20 protein-coding genes are annotated in these 15,207 nt (G+C 69.8%); 16 read left to right on the forward strand and 4 right to left on the reverse strand.

The features are described 5' to 3' along the window. Positions 1 to 48: 48 nt before the first annotated feature. The 10 genes from secY (at position 49) to ACT01A_RS20365 (ending at position 7,444) form a co-directional block, all read left to right on the forward strand. A complete protein-coding gene (gene secY / locus ACT01A_RS20320) occupies positions 49 to 1,326 on the forward strand; it encodes a preprotein translocase subunit SecY (protein WP_445148916.1) in 1,278 nt (425 codons plus the stop codon). Between the two features lie 67 nt (positions 1,327 to 1,393). Further along, the gene (locus tag ACT01A_RS20325) at positions 1,394 to 2,068 is read left to right on the forward strand and encodes an adenylate kinase (protein ID WP_445148917.1); all 675 of its coding nucleotides are present in this window, start codon (positions 1,394 to 1,396) and stop codon (positions 2,066 to 2,068) included. Positions 2,069 to 2,113: 45 nt separating this feature from the next. Next, positions 2,114 to 2,881: a type I methionyl aminopeptidase gene (gene map / locus ACT01A_RS20330; protein WP_445148918.1), complete on the forward strand. Its 768-nt coding sequence runs from the start codon at positions 2,114 to 2,116 to the stop codon at positions 2,879 to 2,881. Between the two features lie 186 nt (positions 2,882 to 3,067). Next, positions 3,068 to 3,181 carry a 50S ribosomal protein L36 gene (gene rpmJ, locus ACT01A_RS20335; RefSeq protein WP_037400725.1) on the forward strand — a complete coding sequence of 38 codons (114 nt, stop codon included), beginning with the start codon at positions 3,068 to 3,070 and terminating at the stop codon, positions 3,179 to 3,181. A gap of 7 nt (positions 3,182 to 3,188) precedes the next feature. Beyond that, positions 3,189 to 3,569 carry a 30S ribosomal protein S13 gene (gene rpsM / locus ACT01A_RS20340; protein ID WP_445148919.1) on the forward strand — a complete coding sequence of 127 codons (381 nt, stop codon included), beginning with the start codon at positions 3,189 to 3,191 and terminating at the stop codon, positions 3,567 to 3,569. Then, positions 3,569 to 3,964, forward strand: coding sequence for a 30S ribosomal protein S11 (gene rpsK / locus ACT01A_RS20345; protein ID WP_027005645.1), 396 nt, complete (start codon positions 3,569 to 3,571; stop codon positions 3,962 to 3,964). The genes rpsM and rpsK overlap by 1 nt, the downstream gene beginning before the upstream one ends. Positions 3,965 to 3,976: 12 nt before the next feature. Beyond that, a complete protein-coding gene (rpsD, locus tag ACT01A_RS20350; protein WP_445148920.1) occupies positions 3,977 to 4,597 on the forward strand; it encodes a 30S ribosomal protein S4 in 621 nt (206 codons plus the stop codon). Positions 4,598 to 4,720: 123 nt separating this feature from the next. Next, on the forward strand, positions 4,721 to 5,695 hold the full coding sequence (locus ACT01A_RS20355; protein WP_445148921.1) for a DNA-directed RNA polymerase subunit alpha: 975 nt from the start codon (positions 4,721 to 4,723) through the stop codon (positions 5,693 to 5,695). A gap of 32 nt (positions 5,696 to 5,727) precedes the next feature. Beyond that, on the forward strand, positions 5,728 to 6,081 hold the full coding sequence (gene rplQ, locus ACT01A_RS20360; protein ID WP_445148922.1) for a 50S ribosomal protein L17: 354 nt from the start codon (positions 5,728 to 5,730) through the stop codon (positions 6,079 to 6,081). A 187-nt stretch (positions 6,082 to 6,268) separates the two neighbouring features. Then, positions 6,269 to 7,444, forward strand: coding sequence for a Fic family protein (locus ACT01A_RS20365; RefSeq protein WP_445148923.1), 1,176 nt, complete (start codon positions 6,269 to 6,271; stop codon positions 7,442 to 7,444). Here the strand turns inward: ACT01A_RS20365 and ACT01A_RS20370 are convergent, their stop codons facing one another. Further along, positions 7,445 to 8,044, reverse strand: coding sequence for a VOC family protein (locus tag ACT01A_RS20370; RefSeq protein WP_445148924.1), 600 nt, complete (start codon positions 8,042 to 8,044; stop codon positions 7,445 to 7,447). It abuts the gene before it with no gap. A gap of 22 nt (positions 8,045 to 8,066) precedes the next feature. Here ACT01A_RS20370 and ACT01A_RS20375 point away from each other — a divergent pair, with 22 nt between their 5' ends. Then, on the forward strand, positions 8,067 to 8,726 hold the full coding sequence (locus ACT01A_RS20375) for a Bax inhibitor-1/YccA family protein (RefSeq protein WP_445148925.1): 660 nt from the start codon (positions 8,067 to 8,069) through the stop codon (positions 8,724 to 8,726). Here ACT01A_RS20375 and ACT01A_RS20380 read toward each other — a convergent pair. Next, a complete protein-coding gene (locus ACT01A_RS20380) occupies positions 8,723 to 9,109 on the reverse strand; it encodes a cupin domain-containing protein (RefSeq protein WP_445148926.1) in 387 nt (128 codons plus the stop codon). The two genes, ACT01A_RS20375 and ACT01A_RS20380, sit on opposite strands and share 4 nt — an antisense overlap. Positions 9,110 to 9,179: 70 nt before the next feature. On the opposite strand from ACT01A_RS20380, the gene ACT01A_RS20385 reads away from it, so the two are divergent. Together ACT01A_RS20385 and truA are read left to right on the forward strand one after the other, a co-directional pair. After that, positions 9,180 to 9,635, forward strand: a complete 456-nt coding sequence (locus ACT01A_RS20385) for a MarR family winged helix-turn-helix transcriptional regulator (RefSeq protein WP_445148927.1) — start codon at positions 9,180 to 9,182, stop codon at positions 9,633 to 9,635. After that, a complete protein-coding gene (truA, locus tag ACT01A_RS20390; protein WP_445148928.1) occupies positions 9,632 to 10,354 on the forward strand; it encodes a tRNA pseudouridine(38-40) synthase TruA in 723 nt (240 codons plus the stop codon). Before ACT01A_RS20385 ends, truA begins: the two co-directional genes overlap by 4 nt. A 6-nt stretch (positions 10,355 to 10,360) precedes the next feature. Here truA and ACT01A_RS20395 read toward each other — a convergent pair whose 3' ends face one another. After that, complete coding sequence (locus tag ACT01A_RS20395) at positions 10,361 to 10,495, reverse strand: hypothetical protein (protein ID WP_445148929.1); 135 nt, start codon at positions 10,493 to 10,495, stop codon at positions 10,361 to 10,363. Positions 10,496 to 10,622: 127 nt separating this feature from the next. Between ACT01A_RS20395 and surE the strand changes: the two genes are divergently transcribed. The 3 genes from surE to ACT01A_RS20410 are packed head-to-tail and all read left to right on the forward strand — an operon-like array spanning position 10,623 to position 13,931. After that, positions 10,623 to 11,450, forward strand: coding sequence for a 5'/3'-nucleotidase SurE (gene surE, locus ACT01A_RS20400; protein WP_445148930.1), 828 nt, complete (start codon positions 10,623 to 10,625; stop codon positions 11,448 to 11,450). Positions 11,451 to 11,453: 3 nt separating this feature from the next. Further along, positions 11,454 to 13,427 (forward strand): NAD-dependent DNA ligase LigA, encoded by a 1,974-nt coding sequence (gene ligA / locus ACT01A_RS20405; protein WP_445148931.1) that lies wholly within the window; start codon positions 11,454 to 11,456, stop codon positions 13,425 to 13,427. Between the two features lie 3 nt (positions 13,428 to 13,430). Then, positions 13,431 to 13,931, forward strand: coding sequence for a GNAT family N-acetyltransferase (locus ACT01A_RS20410; RefSeq protein WP_445148932.1), 501 nt, complete (start codon positions 13,431 to 13,433; stop codon positions 13,929 to 13,931). On the opposite strand, the gene dacB is transcribed toward ACT01A_RS20410, so the two are convergent. Continuing rightward, a complete protein-coding gene (dacB, locus tag ACT01A_RS20415) occupies positions 13,928 to 15,151 on the reverse strand; it encodes a D-alanyl-D-alanine carboxypeptidase/D-alanyl-D-alanine endopeptidase (protein ID WP_445148933.1) in 1,224 nt (407 codons plus the stop codon). The two genes, ACT01A_RS20410 and dacB, sit on opposite strands and share 4 nt — an antisense overlap. Positions 15,152 to 15,207 lie beyond the last annotated feature (56 nt).

Raw genomic sequence — 15,207 nt, forward strand, 5'->3', positions numbered from 1 at the left:
CTGGGCGGGCTCCGTCGGGCGCATGTCGGATACCCTTCGCGATCTCTCATGCTGTCCACGATCCTGAGCGCGTTCACCGTCCCGGAGATCCGCAAGAAGCTCGCCTTCACGGCGCTGATCCTTGCCCTCTACCGCGTCGGTTCCCACATCCCCGTCCCGGGCGTCAACGTCCAGGCGGTCAAGGACGCCCAGGAGTCGTTCGGCGGCGGCGGCATCCTGAACCTGCTGAACACGTTCAGCGGCGGCGGCTTGAGCCGGATCGCGCTGTTCGCGCTGGGCATCATGCCCTACATCACGGCGTCGATCATCCTGCAGCTGCTGACCGTCGTGGTGCCCTCGCTGGAGAAGCTCCAGAAGGAGGGCGAGGTCGGCCAGGCGCGCATCACGCAGTACACGCGCTACCTCACGGTGGGCCTCGCGTTCGCCCAGTCGATCGGCTACGTCTTCCTGTTCAAGTCGCTGGCACCGTCGGCCGGCGAGAAGCTCATCTCCGAGTTCGACACGGCCCACGTCTTCCTGATCGTCATGTGCCTGACGGCAGGCACCGTGCTGCTGATGTGGATGGGCGAGTTGATCACGCAGCGCGGGATCGGCAACGGCATCTCGCTGATGATCTTCGCCTCGATCGTCGCGGGCCTGGGCAACGGCATCCAGTCGTGGTGGAACAACCCCGACCAGGTCTTCGTCGTGATGATGCCGTTCCTCGCGCTCGGCGTCGTCTGCGCGATCGTCTTCATCCAGGAGGGCCAGCGCCGGATCCCGGTGCAGTACGCCAAACGCGTGATCGGCCGCCGGATGAGCGGCGGCGGCCAGACCTACCTGCCGCTGCGCGTGAACATGGCCGGCGTCATCCCGGTCATCTTCGCCGCGTCGATCATGGCCTTCCCGCCCACGGTCGGCCAGCTCATCAACACGCCCTTCACGCACGACGTCGCGAACTTCCTCAACCCGGGGAAGGCGCCGTACGTCATCGGCGAAGCGATCTTCATCATCTTGTTCACGTACTTCTACACGGCGGTCACGTTCAACCCCGTGGACCAGGCCGAGAACCTGAAGAAGTACGGCGGGTTCATCCCGGGGGTGAGGCCAGGCCGGCCCACCGCGGAGTTCCTGGATCGCATCCTCGCCCGACTCACGTTCCCGGGCGCCCTGTACCTCGCCGCCGTCGCGGCGCTTCCGACGATCGTCATCGCGCTCACCGGCGCGACGCAGTCGTTCCAGTTCGGCGGCACGTCGCTGCTGATCGTCATCGGCGTGGCCCTCGACACGATGAAGCAGCTCGAGGCCCAGCTGATGATGCGCAACTACGAGGGCTTCCTCAAGTAGGATGCCCGACCTTCCCGGGACCGGTGGCCTCGAGGCCCCGGTTCGCAGCGATGCCGTGAGCGAGTCCGTGTCAGAACTGAACCTCATCCTGGTTGGGCCTCCTGGTGCCGGCAAGGGCACCCAAGCGGAGCGGATCCAGCAGGACTTCGGCCTGCCCTACTTCGCGACGGGCAACATCCTGCGCAAGGCGGTCACTGACGGGACCGAGCTGGGCAAGCAGGCCAAGGCCTACATGGACGACGGCAAGCTCGTCCCCGACGAGCTGATCGTCGGCGTGCTGCTGGAGGCGCTCGACGGCGCCGAGGCGACCGACGGCTTCCTGCTGGACGGCTTCCCGCGCAAGATCTCGCAGGCCGACGCGCTCGCTGAGGCGCTGGAGAAGGTCGGCCGCAAGCTGACCGCGGTGCTGCTGATCGACGTGCCCGACGAGGAGGTCATCCGCCGCCTCTCCGGCCGCCGCACGTGCGCCAAGAACGGGCACACCTACCACGTCGACTTCGACCCGCCCAAGCACGAGGGCGTCTGCGACCAGGACGGCTCCAAGCTGATCCAGCGCGACGACGACAAGCCCGAGGTCATCTCCAAGCGGCTGGTCACCTACCACGACGAGACCGAGCCGCTGGTCGAGTACTACGAGGCGCGCGACCTGCTGCGGCGCTTCGACGGCACGCGCACTCCGACCGAGGTCCACGATCACATCCGGGCCACGATCGCGACGCTGCGCCTCGAAGACGCGATCTAGGCGCCGCGCGCCGTCGCACCTGCTTACCGCCTAGCCTCTTACGCCGTGATCATCAAGAAGTCCCCCGCCGAGATCGAGAAGATGGCCGTCGCGGGGGAGATCCACGCGCGATGCATGAAGCTGGTGGCGAGCGAGATCCGCGAGGGCGTCTCGACCGCCGAGCTGGACGCGGTCGCTGAGGACTTCATCCGCTCCGAAGGCGCGGTGCCGTCGTTCAAGGGCTACCGCGGGTTCACCGGGTCGATCTGCGCGTCGCCCAACGCGATGGTCGTCCACGGCATCCCGGGCCCGTACCGGCTCGGCGCCGGCGACGTGATCTCGATCGACATCGGCGTCACCAAGAACGGCTGGGTCGCCGATGGCGCGGTCACCTTCGGCGTCGGGCCACTCACGCCGGTGGCGGGCAAGCTGCTGGAGGTCACGCGCCAGTCGCTCTTTGACGCCGTCGAGGCGTGCCGGCCGGGCAACCACCTCGGCGACGTCTCCAACGCCGTGCAGACGACGGTCGAGGGCGCGGGCCTGTCGGTGGTCCGGTCGCTGGTCGGCCACGGCATCGGCCGCGACATGCACGAGGAGCCGCAGATCCCGAACTACGGCGCGGCCGGCAGCGGCCCGCTGTTGGAGCCCGGGATGGTGCTGGCCGTCGAACCGATGACGACCGCCGGGCGCCACATGGTGCGCATGGGCGACGACGGCTGGGCGATCTACTCCCAGGACGGGTCGCTGGCCGCGCACTTCGAGTTCACGATTGCGGTGACCGAGAACGGGCCGCGGGTCATGAACCCTTGGCACGAGGGCGAAGACGGCCTCTAGGTCGGGGTGCTGGGGGCGGCTCGAACCCAGCAATCGTTCGCCACCAGACGGCGCGCGAACGCCTTTGCTATCTTCAACTGTCCGCGCGTGCGCACTGCCCCTGCGTGCGCGCCATCCGTGATGTAGCAGCGGTTGCTCCCGCGGCAACCAGAGCGCGTCACCGGGCCAAACTCTTGGAAAGGGACCATGAAGGTACGACCGTCGGTCAAGCCGATGTGCGAGAAGTGCAAGATCATCCGTCGCCACGGCGCGGTGCTCGTCATCTGCCAGAACCCCCGCCACAAGCAGCGTCAGGGGTAGTTGAGTCATGGCTCGAATCGCCGGGGTCAACGTTCCCCTCAATAAGCGCGTCGAGGTCGGTCTGACCTACATCTACGGCATTGGCCGTTCGACGTCCAACAAGCTCCTGTCCGACGCCGGGATTGATCGCGACCGCAAGGTCCGCGACCTAACCGAGGACGAGGTCACCAAGCTTCGCGACGCCGTCGACCAGCTCGTGGTCGAAGGCGACCTGCGCCGTGAGCGCTCGCAGAACATCAAGCGCCTGATGGAGATCGGGTGCTACCGCGGCCTGCGCCACCGGCGCGGCCTGCCGGTCCGGGGGCAGAACACCAAGACCAACGCTCGCACGCGCAAGGGCCCGAAGCGCATGTCGATCGCGGGTAAGAAGAAGGCTGGTAAGAAGTAGTGCCCGCTCCCAAGCGCCCGCAGCGTGGCCGCCGCAAGCCGAAGAAGAACATTCCGGTCGGCCAGGCCCACATCAAGACCTCGTTCAACAACACGATCGTCTCCCTCACGGACCGCGAGGGCAACGTGATCGCGTGGGAGTCCGCCGGCGGTGCCGGTTTCAAGGGCTCCCGCAAGTCGACCCCGTTCGCCGCGCAGGTCACGGCCGACGCCGCTGCCCGCAAGGGCATCGAGCAGGGCCTCCAGAAGGTCGAGGTCTTCGTGAAGGGTCCCGGCTCCGGCCGTGAGACCGCGATCCGCTCGCTTCAGGCCGCCGGCCTTGAAGTGACGGGCGTGAAGGACGTTACCCCGCAGGCCCACAACGGCTGCCGCCCTCGCAAGCGGCGCCGCGTTTAGGACTTAGACGCAATGGCTCGTGACACCAGCCCCCAGTGCAAGCAGTGCCGCCGTGAAGGGCAGAAGCTCTTCCTGAAGGGCGAGCGCTGCCTCACCGACAAGTGCGGCGTCGAGCGCCGCGCGTACCCGCCCGGCGACCACGGCCGCGGCCGTCAGAAGCAGTCGGAGTACCGCGTCCAGCTGCGTGAGAAGCAGAAGGCGCGCCGCTACTACGGCGTTCTCGAGGGCCAGTTCCGCCGCTACTACGACAAGGCGTCGCGGCAGGAAGGCATCACGGGCGAGAACCTGCTGACGCTGCTCGAGTCGCGTCTCGACAACGTGATCGTGCGCCTCGGCTTCGCCGCGTCGCGCCGTCAGGCTCGCCAGATGGTGCGCCACGGCCACTGGACGATCAACGGCCGTCGCGTCGACATCCCCAGCTACCAGGTCCGTGAGGGCGACGTCTTGGCCGTCAAGGTCGGGACCGGCGCTGAGGCCATCATCCGCGACGCGACCGAGCTCACCGCTCAGGTCCCGGCGTGGCTGCAGGCCGATCACGATGGCCTGACGGCGAAGGTGCTGCGCAAGCCGGAGCGTCGTGAGATCACGACGCCCGTGCAGGAGCAGCTCATCGTCGAGCTGTACTCCAAGTAGCACCAGACCGACCACGCGCGCCCTCCCGAGACGGCTTCGGAGCGGGAGGGCAGCGCGCGAGAGGCCCGGCGACCCTCCCCAGCTGCTGCGCCGGGCACCACGAACAGAAATTAGGACCTCCCAGTGCTCGACTTCCAGATCCCTCGCATCACCAGCGAATCCGTCGAGGAGCATCGCGGCTCGTTCGTCATCGAGCCCCTCGACCGTGGCTTCGGCTACACGTTCGGCAACTCGCTGCGGCGGGTGCTGCTGTCGTCGCTCGCCGGCGCGGCGGTGACCAGCGTGCGGATCGAGGGCGTCGCCCATGAGTTCTCGACGATCAAGGGTGTGACGGAGGACGTCACCGACATCGTCTTGAACCTCAAGGGCATCGTCTGCCGCATGCACAGCGACGCCACCGAGATCGAGGCCCCGCTGGTCGTCACCGGCCCGGGCGAGATCACGGCGAAGGACATCGACCTGCCCGCGGGCGTCGAGATCCTCAACCCCGACGTGCACATCGCGACGCTTGAGAAGAAGACCAAGCTCGAGATGTACATGACGATCGGCCGCGGCCGCGGCTACCGCCCGGCCGAGGAGAACAAGTCGCCCGATCAGCCGATCGGCGTCATCCCGATCGACTCGATCTTCTCGCCGGTCCGTCGCGTCGCCTACGCCGTCGAGCAGGCGCGCGTCGGCCAGCGCACGGACTACGACAAGCTCACGCTCGACATCGAGACGGACTCGTCGATCGACCCGCAGGCCGCGCTGCGCGAGGCCGCCGAGATCCTGATCTCGCAGCTGGCGATCTTCACGGACGCGGATCGCATCGAGGAGCTCCGCGCGGGTCCCGGCGGCGCTCTGGATGCGGGCCAGGTCCCCGGCGTCAACGGTGCCGGCGCGACGTCGCAGGGCCCGATGCACGACATCCTCATCGAGGAGCTCGAGCTCGGCGTCCGCTCCTACAACTGCCTGAAGCGCGCGGGCATCCAGACGGTCGGCGATCTGATCAGCAAGTCCGAGGGCGAGCTGGCTGCGATCCCGAACTTCGGCAAGAAGTCCATCGACGAGGTCATCGAGACCCTCCACGCCCGCGGCCTGGCGCTGCGCGACGACTGAGCGTCCCGAGCGAGTTAGAAGAGAGAACGACCATGCGCCACCAGAAGACCCGTCACAAGCTCAGCCGCGACTCCGCGCACCGCAAGGCCCTCCTGGCCAACCTGTGCAAGGAGATCATCCAGCACGAGCGGATCAAGACCTCTGAGGCCAAGGCCAAGGCGGTCAAGCCCGAGGTCGAGCAGCTCATCACGCTCGCCAAGCGCGGCGACCTCCACGCCCGCCGCCAGGCGCTCTCGATCCTGGGCCAGGACAAGTTCACCGTCCACACCCTCTTCGAGGAAGTCGCACCGCGCTACGCCGACCGCCCGGGCGGCTACACCCGCATCCTCAAGCTCGGCCCGCGCCGCTCGGACTCCACCGAGATGGTGTTCATCGAGCTCGTCTGAGCTTCCGCGACATCGCTTTTCCGACGGGCGCCCTCTGGGGCGCCCGTCGTCGTTTCATGCAACGAAAGTTGAACGACTCCGGATCAGATTCAACTTTCAAGGCGATTAGTTGAAACAAAGGGCTGATGATGCAACACTCGTTCAACTCCGCTCGCCGGGTTCATCTTCTCTGTCTCCTGGTTGAATCGTGGACCTCGACCGCCTCCGCAACAGCCCGATCGGCCGACTCGTCCCGATCACCGCGCCGGATCCGTCCACGCGCGAGCCGGTCGCCGGCGAAGCGTTTCTCCCAGATCCGCTTCCGGCGTCGCTGACGCTCTCGACCGCGACCTGGAACCGGGTCAACGCCGCCACCGCGGCGCTGGCGCGTCTGGATGGCGCCGCGCGGCTGGTCCCGAATCCGGCGCTGCTCCGCCGTCCGACGCTGCGCCGGGAAGCGCAGAGCACGAGCGCGCTCGAAGGGACCTACGCGCCGGTCGCCGATGTGCTCGCGGCGGATCGCGACGCGGGCGACCTCACCGCGGCGATCCACGAGGTTCTCAACTTCGAGAGCACCGCCGAGCTGGCCTTCTCGTGGCCGGAGGACCGGCGGCTGACCCTCACGATGCTCGGCGAGCTGCAGGCGACCCTGGTCGCGGGCACGGCCGGCGAGCTGGGTGACGCCGGCGGCCTGCGCGACCGCATCGTCGTCATCGGCTCTCCAGGTCGTCCGCTCGCGGAGGCCCGGTTCGTCCCACCGCCGCCGGGCGACCAGCTGCGGTCCGGGGTCGAGGCGTTGTTGGGGTGGATCTCGGAGCCACCGGACATCCCGACCGTCGTGCAGGCCGCGATGACCCACTACCAGTTCGAGACCCTGCATCCGTTCTCCGACGGCAACGGCCGGATCGGGCGGCTGCTCGTGATCGTGCAGCTGCTGCGCGGCGCGGTGATCCGCGAGCCGCTGCTCGTCGTCTCGCCGTGGTTCGAGGCCCGTCGCGAGCGCTATCAGGACGCGCTGCTCCGGCTCAGCGGGGATGGCGAGTGGGACACGTGGATCGCGTTCTTCGCCGAGGGCGTGGCCGCGGCGGCAATGGAGTCGCAGGCCAAGGTCGAGCGGCTCGTCACGCTTCAGGACGAGCTGCGGGCGCAGGTCCAGCGCGCGAACAAGCGGGGCGCCGCGGAGCGACTGGCCGCGGATCTTGTCGGCGCGCCGTTCCTCACCGTCGCCGACGTCGCCGAGCGGTACGGCCTGTCGGCCCAGGGCGCCACCAAGATCGTCCGGACGCTCGTCGAGCTGGAGCTCCTCGAGACCAGCGCGCAGCGGGGCCGGCGCGGCTCGCAGATGTACTCCGCGCCGGATGTGCTGCGCGTGCTCCTCGCCTGATCAGCCCTCGCGCCGCTTGGCGTACGGATCCTGCGGGGTGCGGTCGTCGCTGAGCGAGCCGCGGGAGCGGAGGACCAATGCCTCGATCGCATCGGCGAGATGGATCGGGGCGATGTTGTAGTCGTTGCGTTCGACGCGGAGCTTGTGGGCCTCCAGCAGGACCTCGGCGTGGGTGAAGCCGGTCGGTGGCTCGAAGCGGTAGGAGGCGAGCTCGATCAGCAACCCCAAGGGGTCGGTGAAGTAGATGGAGTCCATGAAGCCGCGGTCCTTGACGCCGGAGTGGCGGATGCCGCGCTCGTCCAACCGCTCGACGGTCTGGCGGAAGGTGGCGTTGGACACGCTGAACGCGACGTGGTGGACGCAGCCGGGGTCGGTCGGGGTGCGATCGGGTGTGCCGGCGCGGTCCTCGTTGGTGAAGATCGTGATCAGGCGGCCGTCGCCCGGATCGAAGTACAGATGCGACTCGGAGGCGTTGTCGAGGTTCGGCTGCTCGAAGACGAACGGCATCCCGAGCACGCCCTCCCAGAAGCCGATCGAGGTCTCGCGGTCGGCGCCGACGATCGTGATGTGGTGGACGCCCTGCGTCTGGAGCTTGCGCATGGTGGGACGGTACGCTTTCCGTATGAGCGATCTCTACGGCAGCTACGCCGGAACCCGCGCACCGGCGCGGGCGAGCACGGCGACGATCTTCGGCCAGACGATGTTCCTGGTCGGCATCGCGATCGCGTTCCTGGCGCTCGGCTCGGTCGTCGGCCGCGACATGGCGCTCGGCACCGCCCGGATCCTGAGCTTCGTCGCGCTCGGCATGGTCCTCGCGCAGTCGTTCGTCGCACCGCTGCGGCTCGGCGCGCTGGGCATCACGTGGCTGTTCGGCTTCGCGCTCGTCCTCGGCCTCAGCCTCGGCCCGGTCCTCGACTACTACGTCCAGGCCGACCCGGTCGCCGTCACCCAGGCCGCGGGCGGCACCGCGATCATCACGCTCGGCATGGGCGCCTACGGCCTGGCCACCTCGAAGGACCTCGCGAAGTGGATCCGCCCGCTGAGCTTCGCGATGCTCGGCCTCCTGGCGATCGGCCTCGTGCTGCTGCTGTTCGGGTCGGGCGGCTCGCCGATCTTCAGCCTCGCGGTCCTCGCGATCTCCGCGGCCGTCCTGGTCGTGGACTTCAACTACCTGCGCCGCCACGCGACCGAGGACGACGTCATCTGGCTCGCGACCGGGATCTTCGTCTCGATCGTGAACATCTTCCTCTCGCTGCTGAACCTCCTCGGCGGGCGCAACTAGCGCTCGACGAACGCGATGCCGTGGCGCTGCGCGAGCGCCACGACGTCCTCCGGGCGGCCGGCCGCAGCGACCGCCGCCGCCCGGATGAAGGCCTCCATCTCGCTCCCGGGCGAGAACACCACCAACGCGCGCGCCTCTCCGTCTGACTCGTTGCGGATCGTGTGCGCCACGCCGCCGGGGATGTGCACGACCTCGCCCGCGCGCGTCACGCGGCGCTCGTCCTCGACGTAGATCGCCAGCTCGCCTTCGTCGACGCGATAGACCTCGGCCGCGTCGTGTCGGTGCAGCCCAGGCGGCCCGCCGCCGGCGGCCATCCGGACCTCGGCGACCAGCAGCGCGTCGCTGCTGACCTTGATGTCGATCTCGTCATCGCCGACGCGCATCGCGTCCTCCTTCTTGGACAGGTATCCTGACTTCTCGTCTGCCGGTCAGGGTAGACAGGAGCCCTGTCCAGTGTCAAGCCGCCTTCCGCAGACGACCGCGCGCACCGCGCCCGAGAACCTCGCGATCCTCTTGCGCGAGCCGTTTCAGGCGATGACCGACGTCTTGCTCGAGCGCCTGGCGCAGCGCGGCCACGACGCGGTTCGCCAGCCGCACGCCGCGGTCTTCGAGTTCTTGGATGACAACGGCACGCGCGTCTCGGTCCTCGCGGAGCGCGCGCGGATCACCAAGCAGTCGATGGCCGAGCTGGTCGCCCACCTGGAGGCCCACGGCTACGTGGCCCGTACGCCCGACCCCGTGGACGGCCGCGCGAAGCTCGTCAGCGCCACGGCACGCGGGCGCGAGGTGTACGCCATCGCGCGCGCCACGGTCGCCGAGCTGGAAGCACGGCTGGCGCAAGAACTGGGGGAACGCGACGTCGCCAAGCTGCGCGCGCTGCTGTTGCGCGCGGGGGAGGCGCTGCGGTGACCGCTCGCCTGACGATCGAGTACGACGGCACGGACTTCGCCGGCTGGGCGATCCAGCCCGGGCAGCGCACCGTCCAAGGCGAGCTGGAGGAGGCGCTCACGACGCTCAACGGCGGCGCGCCGGTCCCGCTCACCGTCGCCGGCCGCACCGACCGCGGCGTCCACGCGCTCGCGCAGGTCGCCTCCCACGATGGCGAGCCCGCGTCGCTGGAAGGGCTTAACGCGCTGTTGCCGCGCGACGTCGCGGTGACCGCGTCAGAGCCGGCGGCGCCAGGGTTCGACGCGCGCCGCGACGCCGTCTCGCGGACCTACTGCTACAGGTTGCTCACGCGCCGCACGCGTAGTGCCTTCGAGGCCCGGCGTGCGCTGTATTGGCCGCACAGGATCGACCGCGAGTCGCTCGACGCGTGCGCCGCGGCGCTCGTCGGAACGCAAGATTTCACCGCGTTTACGCCGACCGAGACCGACCACGTGCGCTTCGAGCGCGCCGTGTTCTCGGCTGAATGGCGGGTGGCCGATGACGACCACCTCGAGTTCTGGATCACCGCTGACGCGTTCATGCGACACATGAACCGCGTGCTGATCGGGACGATGCTCCAAGTCGCCGGAGGGCGACGCTCGCTCGACGGGTTCACGACCCTGCTCGAGGGGCGCCCACGTGCGGAGGCGGGTCCTACCGCGCCCCCGCACGGGCTCTACTTCGTCAGCGTCGGCTACTGAGCGACGCTAGACCGCGGCGCCGCGGCGGCCGCTGAAGAACAGCACGAGGGCGACGATCGCCAGCGCGAAGATGATGGGGTGGACGATGACGCCGCCGGCGATGGCGATGATCAGCAGCACGATGGCGAGCAGAAGCAACATGTGGTGGAACGACTCCTGAGTCGGACGGAAGAAAAGGGAACTACGAACTGCGGGACTCCTCAACCCCTACGCCTAGGAGTGCCCAAGTTTGGGCGCCCGTCAAACAGGATCCTTAGACTCGACGGCGATGCGCGTGCTGCTGACCAACGACGACGGGATCGACGCCGAGGGCCTCCAGCGCCTGCGGCGCGAGCTGCTGACCATCGACGGGATCGACCTCGCGGTCGTCGCGCCAGACGGCAACCGCTCGGCGGTCGGGCGCGGGATCACCGTGCGCCGGGCGCTGGCGGTCGAGCGGATCGACTTCGGCGACGGCACCTACGGCTTCGCCACCGACGGCACGCCGGTCGACTGCGTGCGGTTGGCGTGGCACGGGCTGATCGCCGACGGCTGGCTGCCGGAAGTCGTCGTCTCGGGGATCAACCACGGCGGCAACCTCGGCGACGACGTCACCTACTCCGGCACGGTCGCCGCCGCCATGGAGGGCCTGCTGCTCGGGCTGCCAGCGATCGCGGTCTCCCAGCAGTCCGAGAAGGGCGAGATGGACTTCCTGCACGGCACGCACTTCGTCTTCGACCACGCGGCGAAGTTCGTCACGCGCGTGGTCGAGGAGCTGGAGGCGGTGCCGCTGCCGCCCTCGACCTTGTTGAACATCAACGTCCCGGCCGGCGAGCCGCACGGCGTCGAGGTCGCCCGGCTGGGCAAGCGCGTGTACAAGGACAAGCTCGCGCCCGCTGACGAGGACGATCCGGCCCACGCTCGTCGCACGTACTACCTCTATGGCGCCGAGCCGGGGTACGAGGACGAACCGGGGACCGATCTCGTCGCGGTCGCAGCGGGCAGGATCGCGGTGACGCCCGTGCATCTGGACCTCACCCATCACGACGGCATCGGCCCGCTCTCGACGGCGGACCTGGACCGCCTGCTCGCTCCGGCCGCGCAGGAGGTCGAGTAGGCGGTGAGCGACCGCGCGGCGGAGCTGCGCGCGCTGCTGGCCCACCACGGCCACCGCTACCACGTCCTCGACGATCCGGAGATCGGGGACGCCGAATACGACGCGTTGCTCGACGAGCTGCGCGCGCTGGAAGCCGAGCACCCCGAGCTGCGGACGCCGGACTCGCCGACGCAGAGGGTGGGCGGAGCGCCCGTGAGCGTGCTGGCCAAGGTCGAGCACTTGCTGCCGATGCTGTCGCTGGCCAACGCGCGCTCGGAGGACGAGCTGGAGGCGTGGGTGACGCGGATGCGCGCGCACCTGGCGCGCGAGGGGATCGCCGACGCGCAGTTCGCCTACGTGTGCGAGCCGAAGGTCGACGGGCTGGCGATCTCGCTGCTGTACCGCGACGGCGTGCTAGAGCGGGCGGCGACGCGCGGCAACGGCGAGGTCGGCGAGGACGTCACGCACAACGTGCGGACGATCGCGGCGGTGCCGGCGACGGTGGAGGGGGCTCCGCCGCTCGTCGAGGTCCGTGGCGAGGTGTACATGTCGCTGACCGACTTCCAGGCCTTGAACGAGCGCCGCGCCGCGGCGGGCGAGTCGACGTTCATGAACCCGCGCAACGCGGCGGCTGGGACGATCCGGCAGCTCGATCCGCGGCTGGCGGCGCAGCGGCCGTTGTCGCTGTGGTGCTACGGGATCGGGGCGCGCGAGGGGTTGTCGTTGGGGTCGCACTGGGGCGCCTTGGAGTGGCTGCGCGCGCACGGCTTCCCGGTTCATGATGATGTCGCTCGCCTGGAGTCCGTCGACGCGGTCGTGGAGCGCTGCGCGTGGTGGCTGGATCGCCGTGGCGCGCTGGACTTCGAGATCGACGGCGTGGTCGTCAAAGTCGATGACGTTGAACAACAGCGGCGCCTGGGCGTCTCCGGGCGCGACCCGCGCTGGGCGATCGCCTGGAAGTTCGCGCCGACGACCGCGGTCACGCGGCTGAACGACATCACCTGGAACGTCGGCAAGTTCGGGGACCTGCACCCGTTCGCCGAGCTGGAGCCGGTGCACGTCAGCGGCGTGACCGTGAAGCTCGCGACGCTGCACAACGAGGAGGACCTCGCGCGCAAGGACGTGCGCCCGGGCGACGACGTGATCGTCATGCGCGCTGGCGACGTCATCCCGCAGGTCGTCTCGCCGGCGCCGCACGCGGTGGAGCGCAAGGGGCGGGCGCGAACCCCGCGGCCGCCGAAGCAGTGCCCGGTCTGCCAGACCAAGACGGTCAAGCCGGAAGGGTCGGTCTTCACCAAGTGCCCCAACCTGGTCTGCCCGGGGCGCCAGTGGCAGCTGCTGACGCAGTTCGCCTCCCAGGGCGCGATGGACATCCGCGGGCTGGGGGAGAAGCAGGTCGCCGCGTTGCAGGCGGCAGATCTCGTCCACACCGCCGCCGACTTCTACGACCTGACCGCGGACCAGCTCAGCGAGCGGCTGGTCGAGGCGATCGCGGGGTCGCGAGCGCGGCCGTTCGCACGCGTGTTGTACGCCATCGGGTTGGAGGAGGTCGGGTTCGTCACGGCGCGCGCGCTGGCGCAGCGGTTCCGGGCGATCGACCCGTTGTTGGAGGCGTCGGTCGAGCAGATCGCGCAGACGCCGGGGATCGGGCCGATCGTGGCGGCGCGGATCCACGAGCAGCTCGCCGATCCCGCGACGCGCGAGCTGATCGCGCGGCTGCGCGCTGCCGGGCTGCGCTTCGAGGAGGAAGGTCCGCCGCCCGGCGAAGGGCCGCTGAGCGGCAAGGCGGTGGTTTTGACCGGCACGTTGCCCGACCTCACGCGCGAGCAGGCGACCGAGCGGATCACGGCCGCGGGCGGGCGCGTCACGTCGTCGGTGTCCAAGAAGACCGCGTTCGTCGTCGCGGGCGACGCGCCCGGCACCAAGCTCGAGAAGGCGCAGCGGCTCGGCGTCCCGGTCCTCGACGAGGCCGGCTTGTTGGAGGCCTTGAAGGGCTAGGCGATGGCCGCGACCGGAACCGTCACGCTCGCGCCCGTCGACGACGCGCTGCGCCCCGGGGTGATGGCGATCGCCGTCGCGCCCGAGCAGGTCCGCTTCGGCGGCGTCCCCGCGCAGGCGCTGGCCGCGGGCGACCGCGAGACCGCGCGCGAGTCGGTGGTGATCCTGCGCGACGGCGTCCCTGTTGGCTTCTTCCAGCTCGACACCCGCTCGGTTCCGGGCGCGCCCGCAGCCGCCGACATCCTCGGCCTGCGCGCGCTGGCGATCGACCGCGGCGTGCAGGGCCAGGGCGTCGGGACCGGCGCGATGCACGCGCTCCCCGCCTACGTCCGCGCGCGCTTCCCGGCGCGGCGCTTCGTCGTCCTCACCGTCAACCTCGACAACCCGGCCGCGCTCGCGCTCTACCGGCGCACCGGGTTCACTCCGGCCGAGGGCGTTCCGCTCTACCAGGGCGGTCGCACCGGCCCGCAGCAGGTGCTGATCCTCGACGTGGCCGGTGGCTAGTCCAGGCGCGCAATAGCGCTGACCATCCGGTCCTCGACGGCCTTCGCGCAGTAGTTGCAGACGCGGTTCTCGATGAACGAGAAGGCGATCGTGCGGCCACCGGTCGTGGCGCAATAGCCGCTGAGGGCGCTCACGCCGATCAAGGTCCCCGTCTTGGCGGCGCAGCGGCCGGCGGCGGCGGTGCCGCGCATGCGACCGCGCAGCGTCCCGGTCTGGCCGGCGATCGGCAGCGAGGCGCGCCAGGTGGAGGCGGCGTCTTGGGCGTCCATGCGCTGCAGCAGCCGGACGACCTGCTGGGCGGTCGTCTGGTTGGCCCGCGACAGCCCGGAGCCGTCGACCAGGCGCGGGTGGACGCCGAGCGTCGCGAGCTGGGCGCGGACGACGGCCAGGCCGGCGGTGGTGGAGCCGCGGGCGCCGTAGGTCGCGCCGAGCGCCTTGGTCAGCATCTCGGCGTAGTAGTTCTCCGACGGGACGTTCGTGCGCTGGATCAGCGAGGAGACCATCGGCGAGGGCAGCGAGGCGATCGGATCGGCCTCGGTCTCCGCGTCCTGGGCCTCGATGGCGCCGGACGACGGGCGCCGGCCGGCCTTTGGCGCGCGCTCGTAGGACACCTTCTCGGCCTTCAGGTAGGCCGCCAGCTTGGCGGCGGCGCGCTTGGCCGAATACGCGCGGCCGTGACTCCACGACAACCCCGAGAGCCAGCCGCCGAGGTCGCCGTCAGGCTTGTAGGACGAGTCCGGCCCGCCGCGCAGCGTGTCGAAGAACGACTCATCGCCGACGACCGCGCCCTCGATCTCCTTGATCCCCGCTGCCGCGACCTGGTCGGCGAGGGCCTTCAGGCCCGCGTCGTCGAGCGTCGGGTCGCCGCCGCCCACCAGGTAGAGGTTCCCGGGCAGCACGCCGTCGGCGTCCGGGACTACGCCCGGCCCGGCCTCGACGCGCGTGGTCAGCGTCGCGGAGCCGCCGAACTTCAGCAGCGCCGCGGCGGTCACGAACAGCTTCTCGTTCGAGGCCGGGGCGAGCGCCAGCGTGGGGCGGTGCGAGTAGAGGACGCTGCCGTCGGCGAGGTCGACCACGTAGGCGCCCGCGGACGTCCCGAGGCGGTTGTGCAGCGTGTTGAGCGTCGAGCGCAGGCCGGCCTGGCTGACCGCCTGGGCGGCGGTCGGGAACAGCAGCAGGGACACGGCGAGCGCGAGCAGGAGGATCCGGCGTGGGCGCATCGGCGAGCGAGGGTATCTGGACGTCCGGGTGGCCCGTCGCACCGGGGCCAGGAGTA

It is taken from the genome of Baekduia sp. Peel2402, from assembly GCF_052567285.1.

Coding starts and splice junctions, on each gene's coding strand:
- secY (WP_445148916.1), top strand. CDS start 49: ATGCTGTCCACGATCCTGAGCGCGTTCACCGTCCCGGAGATCCGCAAG.
- ACT01A_RS20395 (WP_445148929.1), bottom strand. CDS start 10,495: ATGTTGCTTCTGCTCGCCATCGTGCTGCTGATCATCGCCATCGCCGGC.
- ACT01A_RS20380 (WP_445148926.1), bottom strand. CDS start 9,109: ATGCGCGTCGGCGATGACGAGATCGACATCAAGGTCAGCAGCGACGCG.
- ACT01A_RS20375 (WP_445148925.1), top strand. CDS start 8,067: ATGAGCGATCTCTACGGCAGCTACGCCGGAACCCGCGCACCGGCGCGG.
- rpsD (WP_445148920.1), top strand. CDS start 3,977: ATGGCTCGTGACACCAGCCCCCAGTGCAAGCAGTGCCGCCGTGAAGGG.
- ACT01A_RS20410 (WP_445148932.1), top strand. CDS start 13,431: ATGGCCGCGACCGGAACCGTCACGCTCGCGCCCGTCGACGACGCGCTG.
- ACT01A_RS20370 (WP_445148924.1), bottom strand. CDS start 8,044: ATGCGCAAGCTCCAGACGCAGGGCGTCCACCACATCACGATCGTCGGC.
- surE (WP_445148930.1), top strand. CDS start 10,623: ATGCGCGTGCTGCTGACCAACGACGACGGGATCGACGCCGAGGGCCTC.
- dacB (WP_445148933.1), bottom strand. CDS start 15,151: ATGCGCCCACGCCGGATCCTCCTGCTCGCGCTCGCCGTGTCCCTGCTG.
- rpsM (WP_445148919.1), top strand. CDS start 3,189: ATGGCTCGAATCGCCGGGGTCAACGTTCCCCTCAATAAGCGCGTCGAG.
- rpmJ (WP_037400725.1), top strand. CDS start 3,068: ATGAAGGTACGACCGTCGGTCAAGCCGATGTGCGAGAAGTGCAAGATC.
- rplQ (WP_445148922.1), top strand. CDS start 5,728: ATGCGCCACCAGAAGACCCGTCACAAGCTCAGCCGCGACTCCGCGCAC.